Source organism: Duganella phyllosphaerae, assembly GCF_001758785.1.
Taxonomy (GTDB): domain Bacteria; phylum Pseudomonadota; class Gammaproteobacteria; order Burkholderiales; family Burkholderiaceae_D; genus Rugamonas; species Rugamonas phyllosphaerae.
On the sequence record NZ_LROM01000090.1, the window covers coordinates 293,581 to 306,796 of the forward strand.

A 13,216-nucleotide genomic window follows, 5' to 3' on the forward strand; every position below is an offset into this window, starting at 1 on the left:
GCTTACGCCGCCAGCAGGGTGGCGCCTGCCGTATTGGCGGCGTTGACCGCCTCCGACAACGCCCACACATCGAGCATCGCCTGTTCCAGGTCGGCCGGCTGCGCGTAGCCCGACAGGCCCAGCGTGTTGGCGACCAGCTCCACCGCTTCGGTGGCCGAATGGCCGCCGGTCGCGTGTTGCAGCACCTTGGACAGCAGGCGTTGCTGGGTGCGGCGCAGGGCGTTTTGCGCGTAGTTGCGCAGCTGCTCCTGCGAGCGGTTCGCCGCCGGCAGTTTAAGGCCGCGTTCGAGCACGTCGATGCCCACTTGCGTGCGCAGCGCCAGGCCGATTTGCAGGAAGGCCGGCAAGTCCATGCCCGCCGGACGCTGCACCGACAGCGCGGCAAACACGAAGGCCGCCACCGCTTCGATGGCATCGACCGCGTTCCACGCCTGGACGAATTCAGGGTGCAGGCCGGTGGTCAGTTCGGCGTCGGACTGGCCGTCGGCCGGCGTCAGTTGCGTCAGCTGGGTCAGCGAATCGGGCTGGTCGAACAGGCGCGTGAGTTCTTCCACGCCGCCGCGCAGCTGATCGGCTGGCACGGTCAATGCACCTTCGATCACGGCGCGTTGCAGCACGCGGGTGCGGCCATCGACCTTGATCGAGACGGCGCGCGGGATCTTGAGCGCGTCGGCGTCGAGCACAGCAAAGACCGGGGCCAGGTTCAGCGCCGACCAGGCCTGGCCCCAGGCTTGAATCACGTCGGTTTCGTCAACCCCATGTTCGCCAGCCAGCTCGCGCAGCATCAGCGGACCGCAGCGGTTGACCGACTCGTTGGCCAGCACGGTGGCCAGGATGGCGTTGGCCAGCGGGTGCGCCAGCGCAGGACGGGTGGCGACCATCAGCTCGGGGAAGTACGGCTTGAGCATGGACTCGGCCCAGCTGTGTTCCGTCAGCGGCAGCGCCGACAGGATGCGCTTGTAGCGGTTTTTCACGTTGGCGATCACCACTGCCAGTTCCGGCGTGGTCAAGCCACGGCCATCGGCTTTGCGGCGCGCCAGTTCGGCCACCGTCGGCAGCTGCTCGAGGTCGCGCGACAGCGCGCCCTCTTCTTCCAGGAACGCGATCAGGTGGGCGTAGCCGTCCTGCACTGCCGGTTCGGTTTGCGCCTGCGCTTCGCGCACCAGCAAATGGGTTTGCAGCGTGTTGTCGCGCAGGACCAGGCGTTCGATATCGGCAGTCATCAGGTTGAGCGTGTGGTTGCGGTCCGCTTCGCTCAGCTGGCCGGCGTTCATTTCCACGTCCAGCCACATCTTGACGTTCACTTCATGGTCGGAGCAATCCACGCCGGCCGAGTTGTCGATCGCATCGGTGAAGATGCGGCCGCCGGCCAGCGCAAACTCGATCCGGCCCGCCTGCGTGGCGCCCAGGTTGCCGCCCTCGGTGACGACCTTGCAGCGCAGCTGGTTGCCATCGACGCGGATGTTGTCGTTGGCGCGGTCCTTGACTTGCGCGTGGGTTTCGGTCGATGCCTTGATGTAGGTGCCGATACCGCCGTTGTAGAACAGGTCCACCGGCGCTTTCAGGATGCGGTGCATCAGCTCTTCCGGTGGCAGCGAGGTCTCTTCGATGTCGAGCACTTCACGGATTTGCGGCGACAGTGCGATGGTGCGCGCGGTGCGTGGATACACGCCGCCGCCGGCCGAGATCAGTTCCTTGTTGTAGTCGTCCCACGAGGAACGCGGCAGCGCGAACATGCGCTCACGCTCGACGAACGACTGCTCCAGGTCCGGGTTAGGATCGAGGAAGATATGGCGATGGTCGAACGCTGCGACGATTTTCAGCTTGCGCGACAGCAGCGCGCCGTTGCCGAATACGTCGCCCGACATGTCGCCCACGCCGACCATGGAGGTTGGCGTGGTGTGGATGTCGTGGTCCATTTCGTAGAAGTGGCGCTGCACGGCTTCGAACGCGCCCTTGGCGGTGATGCCCATTTTCTTGTGGTCGTAACCGTTGGAGCCGCCCGAGGCAAAGGCGTCGCCGAGCCAGAAGCCGCGCTGCACGGCGATGCTGTTGGCGATGTCGGAGAAGGTTGCGGTGCCCTTGTCGGCAGCGACCACCAGGTACGGGTCGGCGCTGTCGTAGCAGACCGTGTCCGCTGGCGGCACGATGTTGCCCAGCACGCGGTTGTCGGTCACTTCCAGCAGGCTGGAAATGAACAGGCGGTAGACTGCTTCGCCTTCGGCAGCGATGGTTTCACGCACGGCGTCTTTCGGCATCTGCTTGCACACGAATCCGCCCTTGGCGCCGGCCGGCACGATCACGGCGTTCTTCACCATCTGGGCCTTGACCAGGCCGAGCACTTCGGTGCGGTAGTCTTCCATGCGGTCGGACCAGCGCAAGCCGCCGCGCGCGACCGGACCGCCGCGCAGGTGCAGGCCCTCGAAACGGCGCGAGAACACGTAGATCTCGCGGTATGGACGCGGTTCCGGCACCAGCGTGAGATTGCTGGTGTCGAACTTGAAGATGATCTTGTCGCCCTTCTGGTCGTTCTGGAAGTAGTTGGTGCGCAGGGTGGCGGCGATCAGGTTGGCCAGCGCGCCCAGTACCTCTTCGCTATCGGCGTGGTTGATCGATGGCAGGCGGGTCTTGATGTCGGCCAGCTTGTCCATCGCTTCGGTACGGGTGGCAACGGCCAGCGACGGATCGAACCGGCGCAGGAATACGTCCACCAGTTCTTTCACGAACGCCGGCTGCTTGCGCAGGGTTTCGGCGATGTAGCGCACCGAGAACTGGGTGCCGGTCTGGCGCCAGTAGCTCATGTAGGCGCGCACCAGCTGCACTTCGCGCACGCTCAAGCCGCCTTCGATGACCAGGCCATTCAGGCGGCCATCTTCGGCTTCGTTGTTGAACAGGGCCGAGAACAGGTCTTCGGCCACCACCACCACGCCCGGCTTGGACAGGCTGGCTGCGCTGGCCGAATCGACCGACAGGCTGGTGACGTAGCGGCGCTGGCCGTCGATGCGCAGCGAGTGCGATTGTTCGCGGTCGATGGTCACGCCGGCGTTATGCAGCGCCGGCAGGATGATCGACAGCGACGGCACCTGGTCCACCGAGTACAGGCGGATCGAGGTGCCGCCGTTGGAATTCTCCACGCGCACATCGACGCGCGACGGATCGGTGTTGTGCAGGATGGTTTGCAGATCCTGGAAGGCGGCCACCGGCGTGGTGGACGCCACGTAATCGACCGGCAGCGTGGCGCACATCTTGCGCAAGTGGGCGCGTACCGGCTCGTTCGGCACGGTGTCGGCCAGTTGCGAGAAGCTGTCGTGCCAGCCGTCGAGCACACCTGCCAGCGGCTGCTGGATGTCGGTTTCCAGGTCGAGCGGGTAGCGGGCGCCGTGGGCGATCAGGTACACGCGCGCCAGCGGGCCGTCGGCCACCAGCGTTTGCAGGCTGACGTGGTTGGCGCCGGACGTGGATTGCAGCGTGCGGGCCAGCGACGAGGCGACGCTGTTGCTGTAACGCTCGCGCGGCAGGTACACCAGCACGTTCAGGTGGCGCGCATACACGTCGCGGCGCGCAAACACCTTGGTGCGCGGCTGCTTGTACAGCGAGACCACGGCGCCGCATACCTCGGCCAGCCATTGCGGATCGGCTTCCAGCGCTTCGGTGCGCGGCAGCGATTCGAGGATCTCGATGAATTTCTCGGCGCGGAAACCTTCCTGGCGCACGCCGGCAATCGACAGCACCTTGGCCACGCGGCCACGCGCGAACGGCAGACGGTTCAGCGGCGTGGACGTGGCGGCGCGGGTGAACAAACCCACGAAGCAGTATTCGCCGAGGATCGCGCCCTGCGCGTCGGTGTGGCGGATGCCGATGAAGTCGAGCTGGGCGTCGCGGTGCAGCGTGCCTTCCACGTCGGCCTTGACGATGGACAGCGTATGGGCGCGCTTGGACAGCGTGTCGAAGTCGCCGGGGATGTTGGCCAGGCAGGTGCCATAGACCGGGTGCGCGGTATCTTGCAGCACGCCGATGCGGCTCGGGATGTCGCGTTCGAGTTCGCGCACGCCCGGCTTGACCTGGTAGTAGGCGTAGCCGAACGGCTCGAAGCCTTCGGTGCGCGCCCAGTCGAGGAAGGCGGCAACTTCCTTGCCTTCTTCGCCGATGGCGGCAGCTTCGGCGCCAATGCGGGCCAGGTGCGCCAGCATGGCGGCCTTGTCGCGGCGGACCACGGCGGCGTCGCGCGAGACCATCTGGATGCGTTCGACCAGCGCGCCCAGTTCGGCGGCAGGCAGGTCTTCGGCCAGCAGGCAAAGCACGTACGATTCGAGCTTGTCGCCGGCCTGGCCGACGCTGGTGACCACGCCGTCGGCGTTGCGCGCCACCGGCAGCACGGCGTTCATCACGCCGTTGGCGACGATGTGCAGCTTGCGCATGGCCATGACGATGGAGTCCACCAGGTATGGCATGTCGTCGTTGAGGACCAGCAGCGCGGTGGCTTTGCCGCCACGGCCGTCATCGTAAGGGAGCGTGACCACTTGCGCGCCGGCGCCGGTGCGGGTGGCCGCTTTGCTGAAACCTTCCATCAAGACCGGCGCCAGGCTGGCGGGCAGCGTGCCGGCCAGGTCTTCGTCGTCGAGGGCTGCAAGCCAGGCGCCGATCAGGGCCGGAACCTGGGCATTGGTGCTCGCAGATTGGCTGGCGTTGATCGATGCGAGCGTCTCGGCGCGCAGGTCTTGTGGTGTTTGTTTCATTGTTTGTTCTCCAATACGTAACGGGTATTTTAGGTATTTTGGGTAGTTCTCGCAGGCCCACGCCGAACCGCTTATGGCGGCGCGGCAGGTGCTCATGCCGGTGGTGATGCGGTATTAGACCAGCTTTTAAAACTTCGCGCCTGTACCAGAAGGATCGGGCGCTAACTGAGGTCGTACAGGTCCGGCAAATTCAGGATACGGCTCAAATCCTCCAGCGCCGTGCGCACCTCGATCGCCAGCTGCGGGTCGGCCAGGTCGTCGGGTGACAGGCTGTCGCGGTAGTGTTTTTCCACCCACGCCACCAGCGTGTGATACAGCGCTTCGGTCATCACCACGCCCTGGTGCATGGCTTGGCTTTCGGCCTCGGTGAGCGCCACGCGCAGGCGCAGGCACGCGGGGCCGCCGCCGTTACGCATCGACTGGCGCAGGTCGAACGTGATCAATTCGTCGATGGCGCCATTCTGCGCCAGCAGGCCTTCCAGGTAGCGCGCGACCGCGGCGTTTTCCTGGCATTCATGCGGCACCACCAGCGCCATCTTGCCACTGGCCTTGGTCAGCAACTGGCTGTTGAACAGGTAGCTGGCCACGGTATCGGCCACCGCCACCTGCGACGTCGCCACGCGGATCGGATTGAATTCTGCTCCTACCTCGCCCAGCGCGCGGCGTAGCCGTTCGATGGCGTCCGCTTCGTCGGCAAACGCCTGCTCGTGGTAGAACAGCACATTGCCGTTGCCGACCGCGATCACGTCGTTGTGGAACACGCCCTGGTCGATCACGTCGGGATTCTGCTGCACATACACGGTGCGCTCATGCGACAAGCCATGCAGGCGCGCGACCGCCTGCGAAGCCTCCAGGGTTTGCCGCGCCGGAAAGCGTTTCGGTGCCGGCGCCGAGGCGTCGAACTCGGTGCGGCCATACACGAACAGCTCCACGCCAGCGCTGCCATGATCTTTGGCAAAGCGCGTGTGGTTGGCCGCGCCCTCGTCGCCGAACGCCGGGGTGCCGGGCAGCGCGTCGTGTACGGCAAAGTGTTTCGGATCGGCGAAGATGGCGCGCAGGCTGCGTGCCGACTGCGTGTGCTCGAAGGCGCGGTGCAGCTTGTTATTCAGGTTGGCGGCGGTGAAGTGCGCGCGGCCGTCAAGACTGTCGGCCGACGGGCTCACCGTCGCGGCATTCGCGGTCCACATCGGCGAGGCCGAATAGGCGCTGGCCAGGATGACTGGCGCTTCCTTCGCGGCCTTGGCCAGCACTTCGGCCTCGGTGCCGATAAAACCCACGCTGCGCAGCAGGCGGAAGTTGGGACGCACCTGCGGCGGCATCACGGCCTGGCCGAAGCCGCGCGCAGCCAGTGCGCGCATCTTGGCCAGGCCCTGCAAGGCGGCCAGCTTGGGATTGGACGCGCTCTTGACGTTGTTGAACGAGGCGACGTTACCGAACGACAGGCCGGCGTAGTTGTGCGACGGCCCGACCAGGCCATCGAAGTTGAATTCGCGTGCGGGCATGATGGCGCTTCCTTAGAAGTGCATGCCGGGCGAGAGCTTGGCCGGCAGTTCCAGTGCAGGGTTTTCGATCGAGGCGACCGGGTACGCGCAGTAATCGGCCGCGTAGTAGGCGCTCGGACGATGGTTACCCGACTTGCCCACGCCGCCGAACGGCGCGGTGCTGGCCGCACCGGTGGTTGGGCGGTTCCAGTTGACGATGCCGGCACGCGCGCGCACCTGGAAAATCTTCCACAGGTTTTCGTCATTCGAGATCAGCGCCGAGGCCAGGCCGAATTCGGTGGCGTTGGCGGTGCGGATCGCGGTGTCGAAATCGGCCACGCGGATCACCTGCAACAGGGGACCGAACCACTCTTCGTCGGGGATATTCTCGGCATCGGTCACATCGACGATACCTGCCGTGACAAAGCCGGTGTTCTCGTCGAGGTGGCGCATGTTGAGCAGGCTGACGCCGCCTTTGGCCACCATGTCCTCCTGCGCCTGCACCAGCCGCCTGGCGATCGCCGCCGAGACCACGGGCCCCATGAACGGCGCCGGTTCCGCGTTCGAGGCGCCCACCGTCAGGCGGCTGGCCACATCGACCAGGCGCGCAAGCAGCGCATCGCCCGCAGGGCCTTGCTGGACAATCAGGCGGCGCGCGCAGGTGCAGCGCTGGCCGGCCGAAATGAACGCCGACGACACGGCCATGAACACGGCCGCATCGATATCTTTCGCATCCCAGATCACCAGCGGGTTGTTGCCGCCCATTTCCAGCGCCAGCATCTTGCCCGGCTGGCCGCCGAACTGCTTGTGCAGTGCGGTGCCGGTGGGGCAGCTGCCGGTAAACAGCACGCCGTCGAGCCTCGGATTCTGGCCCAGCGCGATGCCGGTTTCGCGGCCGCCGTTGACCAGGTTGATCACGCCGGCCGGCAAGCCGGCCTGCTCCCACAACTGCACGGTCTTGATGGCCGTGCGCGGCGCGTATTCGCTCGGTTTGAACACCACCGTGTTACCGGCGATGAGCGCGGGCACGATATGACCGTTGGGCAGGTGGCCGGGGAAGTTATATGGTCCGAACACGCCGAACACGCCGTGCGGACGGTGGCGCAGCACCGCTTCGCCATCGGCGACTTTGTTCTGCGTGTGGCCGGTGCGGGCGTGATAGGCCTGCACCGAGATGTCGATCTTGTTGGCCATGGTGGTCACTTCGGTGCGCGCTTCCCACAATGGTTTACCCACTTCTTCGGCGATCAGCGCCGCCAGTTCTTCCGCATCCTGCTTCAACAGGTCGCGGAAGCGCAGGCAGACGGCAATGCGCTCTTCCAGCGGCGTCAACGCCCAGGCTTCAAACGCGGCCTGGGCGGCGCTGCAGGCGGCATCGACATCCTGCGGCGTCGATTCGCGGCTGGCCCAGGTTTGCTGGCCGTTCGACGGATCGACGGTCACCAGTTCGGCGCCAGCGCCGACCGACCATCGTCCGCCAACGAAATTGCTCAGTACATTGCTCAGGGGGTTGTTCAGCGTATTAAACATGGGGATATTTCCTCGAGTTGAGCGACAGGGTGCGCACGGCGTCGCCGTCGGCGCAGCGCAGCGCATCCTGCTCCGCTGCCGACAGCGCCACGGCGCCATTCACTGGCGCGGTCTGCGACAGGATCATGCGGAAATCGTGGAGCGCGGTATTCGACACCAGCACCGGCTCCGGTCCCGGTTCCGGTTCAGGCAACGTGGCGCACGCGGCGTCCGGCACGGCAGCGGCGCCAACCTGCGCCAGCACGCTGTCGCGCATGGCGCGCAGCTCGGACACCCGCGCCTGCAGCACCGGGCCAGCATCGAAGATGTCGACGTAGCCCTCGAAATACAAGCCCTCCTGTTCGAGCAGGCGGCGCGCCGGCGCGGTGGACGTGTGGACCTTGCCGATCACCTCTTGTGCGTCGTCGGGCAGATAGGCCACGTACAACGGCTGGCGCGGCATCAGCTCGGCGATGAACGATTTTTTGCCGACCGCGGTCAGCGCATCGACGTGATCGAAATCCATCTTGAAGAAGTGGCGGCCCAGGCCCTCGTAGAACGGCGAGCGGCCGTTTTCTTCCTGGTAGCCGCGCATCTCGGCGATCAGTTTTTCGGTAAACAGGTGCGGGAACTGGGCGATGAACAGGAAGCGGCTTTTCGACAGCAGCTTGCCGTTGTTGCCGGTGCGGTAGTCGGGATGCAGGAACAGCGAACACAGTTCGGTGCTGCCGGTCAGATCGTTCGACAGGTACAGCGTTTCCATGCGGGTAAATACGTCGATCTCGCGGCTCGAGTGCACCAGGGTGCCGATGCGGTAGTTATAAAACGGTTCGTTCAGGCCCACCGCGCCCTTGATCGCGCACACGCCGGCCAGGCGGCCGGTGTCGGTGTCTTCCATCACGAACATGTAGTCGCGCTTTTCGGGAGCGATGGTTTCGGCAAACGAAGCGACCGCGATATCGAGCCGGTCGCCCATCATCTTCATGTCGGGCTTTAAGGTGGTCATGCCGCTGCCGACCTGCGTGGCCATCACGTACAGGGCGTCGAGGTCGTCGGCTTGGATGGCGCGTACTACTAGCATAGGTGGTCCAGTCTCAGAGTCGGACGCAGATGACGGTGTCGCCGTCCGCGATGTTCAGCGTGCCCAGCACCTCTGCCGGCAAGGCCACGGTCACTTGCGCTTCGAGCGCGGCGCAGTCGGCGATCACGGCGCGGAAATTGTGTTCGGTGCCGGACGAGATGGCGTAACGCACCGGCGGTTCGCGGCCGCGGTCGCGCGCGTCAAGCGCCACGGTGGCGCGGCGTTGCAGCGCGCCGGTAAAGGTGCGCAGCGAATTTTTATGGGCCTGCAAAATCGGGCCGCCATCGAAGATGTCGATGTAGTCATCCGCTTCGAAGCCTTCGGCGGTGAGCAAATTAAACGCCAGTTCGCCCGACGGATGGATCTGGCCCATGGCCGCCTGGGCGTCGCCCGGCAGCAGCGGCACGTACACCGGGTAGTGCGGCATCAGCTCCACGATCAGGGTGCGGTTGCGGGCGCCGCCGATCACGCGTTCGGCATCGAGAAAATCCATCTGGAAGAACTTGCGGCCCAGCGCATCCCAGAACGGCGAGCCGCTGTTGGTGTCGGTAACGCCGGCCAGCGGCACGAAGAAACGGTCGGAAAAGCGGTGCGGCGCCAGCACGGCAAACATCAGCCGTGCGCGCGAGAGCAGCGCCGCTTCGGCCGAACCCTGTTCGCGCTCGCCCACGTAAAAGCTCGACAGCTGCGAGTAGCCGGTCAGCTCCGAACACAGCGTGAGCGCGTGCACGCTGTGGCTGATATTGAGATCGCGCGAGACTTGCTGGATGACGTCGTTACGGAACGAAAAATAAGTGCCGTTGGAGCCGGCTGCAGCGAAGATGGCGGCGGTGCCGGCGATGCTGTGGTCGGTGAGGTTTTCAAGCACCAGCAAATACGATTCCTCGCTGGCGATATCGACCTGGGCGGCAAAGGAAGCGATCGAACCCTCGATCATGGCGAGGATTTTCTCGCGCGTCTTGGGCAGGGTATGCACTCCCGGCATGGGCACTGCGGCCAGCGCCTCGAGGGCGTCGATATCCGCTAGTTCGACCGGACGGACTACATACATATTTACTCCTTGGGTGATGCACATGATGCACAGCACAGGCCAGGGTAGAAACCCGGGACCGAAAAGCCGTCATCCCCGCGAAAGCGGGGATCCATGGAACGTTTGCACCACTCACGCGCTCTATGGATCCCCGCGTGCGCGAGGATGACGGATCTGAGGGTGACGATTATTCCCGCTTACGCCTTCAGCAAACCATCAATCGACACGCGCAGAATGCGGTCCGCTTCGGCGATCTGTTCGTCGCTGACGATCAGGGCCGGCGCCAGGCGCAGCACGTCCATGCCGGCGATCAGCACCATCAGGCCATTGACTTCGGCAGCCTTCTGGATATCTTTCGAGCGGCCTTTCCAGGCGTCGGTCACGACCATGCCCAGCAGCAGGCCGGCGCCGCGTACCAGCGTGAACACCTGCGGGTAGTCGGCGATCAGCTTTTCCATGGTGCCGCGCAGCTTGTCGCCGGCCTGCTTGACGCGCGCCAGGAACTCGGGCTGGTTGATGGTTTCCAGCACGGTCAGGGCCACGGTGGCGGCCAGCGGGTTGCCGCCGTAGGTGGTGCCGTGGCTGCCCACGCCCAGGGTGGCGGCCAGCTCGTGGGTGGTCAGCATGGCGGCGACCGGATAGCCGTTGCCCAGCGCCTTGGCGGAAGTGAGCACGTCAGGCGTGATGCCGTAGGTCATGTAGTGGAACAGGTCGCCGGTACGGCCCATGCCGCACTGCACCTCGTCGAAAATCAACACCGCGCCGGTCTGGTCGCACAGGTCGCGCAGCGCTTGCAGGTAGGCTTTGTCGCCCGGTACCACGCCACCCTCGCCTTGCAGCGGCTCGACGATCACGGCGCAGACGTCATCGGTAATCGATGCGCGCGCCGCTTCGATGTCGTTGTAGGCAATGTGGTCGATCGACGGTGGCAGCGGCTCGAAGCCTTCGGTGTACTTCGACTGGCCGCCGACCGAAACGGTAAACAGCGTGCGGCCGTGGAACGACTGCAGGCACGAGACAATGCGCGACTTGTGCGGACCGAACTTGGCGTGCGCGTATTTACGGGCCAGTTTGAGCGCCGCTTCGTTGGCTTCGGCGCCGGAGTTGCAGAAGAAGGCGCGGTCGGCGAAAGTGGCTTCGGTCAGGGCCAGGCCCAGGCGCAGCACCGGCTCGTTGGTGTAGCCGTTACCGAGGTGCCACAGGGTGTTGGCCTGGCGCGTCAGTGCCTCGACCACGATCGGATTGCAGTGGCCGAGCGAGTTGACGGCGATGCCGGACGTGAAGTCCAGGTAGTGCTTGCCATTCTGGTCCCACAGGTCCAGGCCAGATCCTCGGACCGGAACCATCGCTGCCGGTGCATAGGTCGGCACCAGGACTTCGTCAAAAGTCTGACGAGTCACAGGACGGGTCGTTACGGTCGTATCTTTGGCGTTCATGGCATTCCCTATCAAAATAGTGTTGCGGGTGGGTGCGCGCGGCAACGTGCCGCAGGGCCCATTATAAAAAACGGCATGCTAAAACTCTTTTCTAATGGCGACAAGGTTTTTCACTTTTGGCCATAGGGAAAGCTTAGCAAGAAATTATGGTCAATTAGCCAGCTTGCGCTGGCGTTCTTCGCGCGGTGTATTGCCAAACAAAGCCCCGAACGCCGTGGAAAAATGCGACCCCGACGAGAAGCCGCACATCAGCCCCACCTGCACGATCGAGTGGTTGGTCTCGAGCAGCAGCTGGCGCGCGCGTTGCAGGCGCAGTTCCAGGTAGTAGCGCGACGGCAGGCTGTCGAGGTATTGCTTGAACAGGCGCTCCAGTTGGCGCCGCGACAGGCCCACCAGGTTGGCGATGTCGTCCGTCGACAGCGGTTCCTCGATATTGGTCTCCATCAGCGTCACCGCCTCGGACAAGCGCGGCTGCAACGCGCCGAAACGCGCTTGCAGGGCGATGCGCTGGCGCTCGTCGTGGCTGCGCACGCGCTCGATGCACAGGTTTTCCTTGATCGACGCCTGCACGGTGGCGCCGCACAGGTGCTCGACCAGCGTCAGCGCAAAATCGATGCTGGCGGCGCCGCCGCAACAGCTCAGGTGGCGGCCGTCGAGCTCGAACAGGTGCTGGGTCAGGATGGCGCGGTCGGTGATGCTCTCGGTGTCGCCGTACAGCGCCCACGGCAGCGCCACCCGCACCCCGGCCATTACGCCGGCCAGCGCCAGCCACAGCACGCCGGCGCCCACGCCGCCCCAGTATTCGGCGCTGCGGATGCGCTCGATCACGGCGCGGGCCAGCTCCGGCGCCATGGTGCGGTCGGCATCGTCGGCGACCAATAAGGCGATCTGCCAGCCGGGCTGGGCCAGCACCACTTGCGCCGGGGTCATGGTTTCAAGCTGGAAGGCATCACGGCCCAGCATGGCGGCGGCCATGCGCAGCGGCTGCACCAGGCCGGCCCAGGTGAGCGCATCGGCCTCGCCCGCGTTGACCAGCAGCACGCGCAGCGGCCGTTGGCGGGCCAGGCCGGACAGGTTAGCAAAGGACATCGGCGCGCAGGGGCATGAATGAAAGTCCCGTATAGTACCCGCCCCGGCTGCAAATTGCGAACCAGCTATAATCACGGCCCATGGGCGAACGATATTTGAAAAGTGTCCGGCTGCTGGCCGAGTGCATGCAGAGCTTCGAGCGCAGGTCGGCGGAACACGCGCGCGCCTGCGGCCTCACCCATGCGCAGTTCGACATCATCGCCACGCTGGGCAATACGCCGGGCATGTCGTACAAGGAGCTGGGCGAGAAAACCCTGATCACCAAGGGCACCATGACCGGCGTGATCGAGCGGCTGGAACAAAAAGGCCTGGTCGAGCGTACCCGCAGCGACTGCGACAAGCGCTCGTTTTTCGTGCGGCTGACCGACGCCGGCGAGGCTGCGTTTCACACCGCGTTTCCGGCGATGGTGTCGATGGGGCGGCAAATGTTTGCCGATTACAGCGACGACGATTACGCGGCCCTTGAAAAAAATCTCGCCAGGCTTAAGAATGCCGTCATGGCCGGCGCCGACACTTGCGCGCCCAACACCGACCCAACCAAGGAAATCATTTGAAAACTGCTCTGATCGACGGCGTCACGCCGGCAAAATTCGACAAACACATCATCGGCAACCTGTTGCTCAATGTCGCCCACGAGGACGAAGTGCGCCTGGAAAAGCTGCTGATCGGCGTGCGCAATGAAGAAGGCGAAATCTTCCGCCTGATCGGCGCGACCAAGCCCAACAGCTACATGAACGCGGTGGAAGAGCTGGAAGACCTGGGGCTGGTGGACGAGCTCAAAGGCATGGACAATACCGATGGCTACGACGCGATTTTCAGCGAAGAATAAAATTCTGACACAAAAGTTCTACGTA

General features: G+C 64.7%; 9 protein-coding genes. 2 read left to right on the forward strand and 7 right to left on the reverse strand.

What is annotated here, in order from left to right; translation table 11 throughout:
* Positions 1-2: 2 nt before the first annotated feature.
* From DUPY_RS15310 to DUPY_RS15340, 7 genes are all read right to left on the reverse strand, one after another.
* Positions 3-4,736, reverse strand: a complete 4,734-nt coding sequence (locus DUPY_RS15310; RefSeq protein ID WP_070249241.1) for an NAD-glutamate dehydrogenase domain-containing protein — start codon at positions 4,734-4,736, stop codon at positions 3-5.
* Positions 4,737-4,897: 161 nt separating this feature from the next.
* Positions 4,898-6,238, reverse strand: coding sequence for an N-succinylarginine dihydrolase (gene astB, locus DUPY_RS15315; protein ID WP_070249242.1), 1,341 nt, complete (start codon positions 6,236-6,238; stop codon positions 4,898-4,900).
* A gap of 12 nt (positions 6,239-6,250) precedes the next feature.
* Positions 6,251-7,747 (reverse strand): succinylglutamate-semialdehyde dehydrogenase, encoded by a 1,497-nt coding sequence (gene astD / locus DUPY_RS15320; RefSeq protein WP_070249243.1) that lies wholly within the window; start codon positions 7,745-7,747, stop codon positions 6,251-6,253.
* Positions 7,740-8,807 carry an arginine N-succinyltransferase gene (gene astA / locus DUPY_RS15325; RefSeq protein WP_070249244.1) on the reverse strand — a complete coding sequence of 356 codons (1,068 nt, stop codon included), beginning with the start codon at positions 8,805-8,807 and terminating at the stop codon, positions 7,740-7,742. Before astA ends, astD begins: the two co-directional genes overlap by 8 nt.
* Positions 8,808-8,820: 13 nt before the next feature.
* On the reverse strand, positions 8,821-9,858 hold the full coding sequence (locus tag DUPY_RS15330) for an arginine N-succinyltransferase (RefSeq protein ID WP_070249245.1): 1,038 nt from the start codon (positions 9,856-9,858) through the stop codon (positions 8,821-8,823).
* Positions 9,859-10,034: 176 nt separating this feature from the next.
* Positions 10,035-11,273 carry an acetylornithine/succinylornithine family transaminase gene (astC, locus tag DUPY_RS15335; protein WP_070249246.1) on the reverse strand — a complete coding sequence of 413 codons (1,239 nt, stop codon included), beginning with the start codon at positions 11,271-11,273 and terminating at the stop codon, positions 10,035-10,037.
* Positions 11,274-11,423: 150 nt separating this feature from the next.
* Positions 11,424-12,362 carry a GlxA family transcriptional regulator gene (locus DUPY_RS15340; RefSeq protein ID WP_070249247.1) on the reverse strand — a complete coding sequence of 313 codons (939 nt, stop codon included), beginning with the start codon at positions 12,360-12,362 and terminating at the stop codon, positions 11,424-11,426.
* An 80-nt stretch (positions 12,363-12,442) separates the two neighbouring features.
* Here DUPY_RS15340 and DUPY_RS15345 point away from each other — a divergent pair, with 80 nt between their 5' ends.
* Both DUPY_RS15345 and DUPY_RS15350 read left to right on the forward strand, forming a co-directional pair.
* Complete coding sequence (locus tag DUPY_RS15345) at positions 12,443-12,916, forward strand: MarR family winged helix-turn-helix transcriptional regulator (RefSeq protein ID WP_070249248.1); 474 nt, start codon at positions 12,443-12,445, stop codon at positions 12,914-12,916.
* Positions 12,913-13,191 carry a hypothetical protein gene (locus DUPY_RS15350; RefSeq protein ID WP_070249249.1) on the forward strand — a complete coding sequence of 93 codons (279 nt, stop codon included), beginning with the start codon at positions 12,913-12,915 and terminating at the stop codon, positions 13,189-13,191. Before DUPY_RS15345 ends, DUPY_RS15350 begins: the two co-directional genes overlap by 4 nt.
* Positions 13,192-13,216: the final 25 nt, after the last annotated feature.

Coding starts and splice junctions, on each gene's coding strand:
- DUPY_RS15310 (WP_070249241.1), bottom strand. CDS start 4,736: ATGAAACAAACACCACAAGACCTGCGCGCCGAGACGCTCGCATCGATC.
- astB (WP_070249242.1), bottom strand. CDS start 6,238: ATGCCCGCACGCGAATTCAACTTCGATGGCCTGGTCGGGCCGTCGCAC.
- astD (WP_070249243.1), bottom strand. CDS start 7,747: ATGTTTAATACGCTGAACAACCCCCTGAGCAATGTACTGAGCAATTTC.
- astA (WP_070249244.1), bottom strand. CDS start 8,807: ATGCTAGTAGTACGCGCCATCCAAGCCGACGACCTCGACGCCCTGTAC.
- DUPY_RS15330 (WP_070249245.1), bottom strand. CDS start 9,858: ATGTATGTAGTCCGTCCGGTCGAACTAGCGGATATCGACGCCCTCGAG.
- astC (WP_070249246.1), bottom strand. CDS start 11,273: ATGAACGCCAAAGATACGACCGTAACGACCCGTCCTGTGACTCGTCAG.
- DUPY_RS15340 (WP_070249247.1), bottom strand. CDS start 12,362: ATGTCCTTTGCTAACCTGTCCGGCCTGGCCCGCCAACGGCCGCTGCGC.
- DUPY_RS15345 (WP_070249248.1), top strand. CDS start 12,443: ATGGGCGAACGATATTTGAAAAGTGTCCGGCTGCTGGCCGAGTGCATG.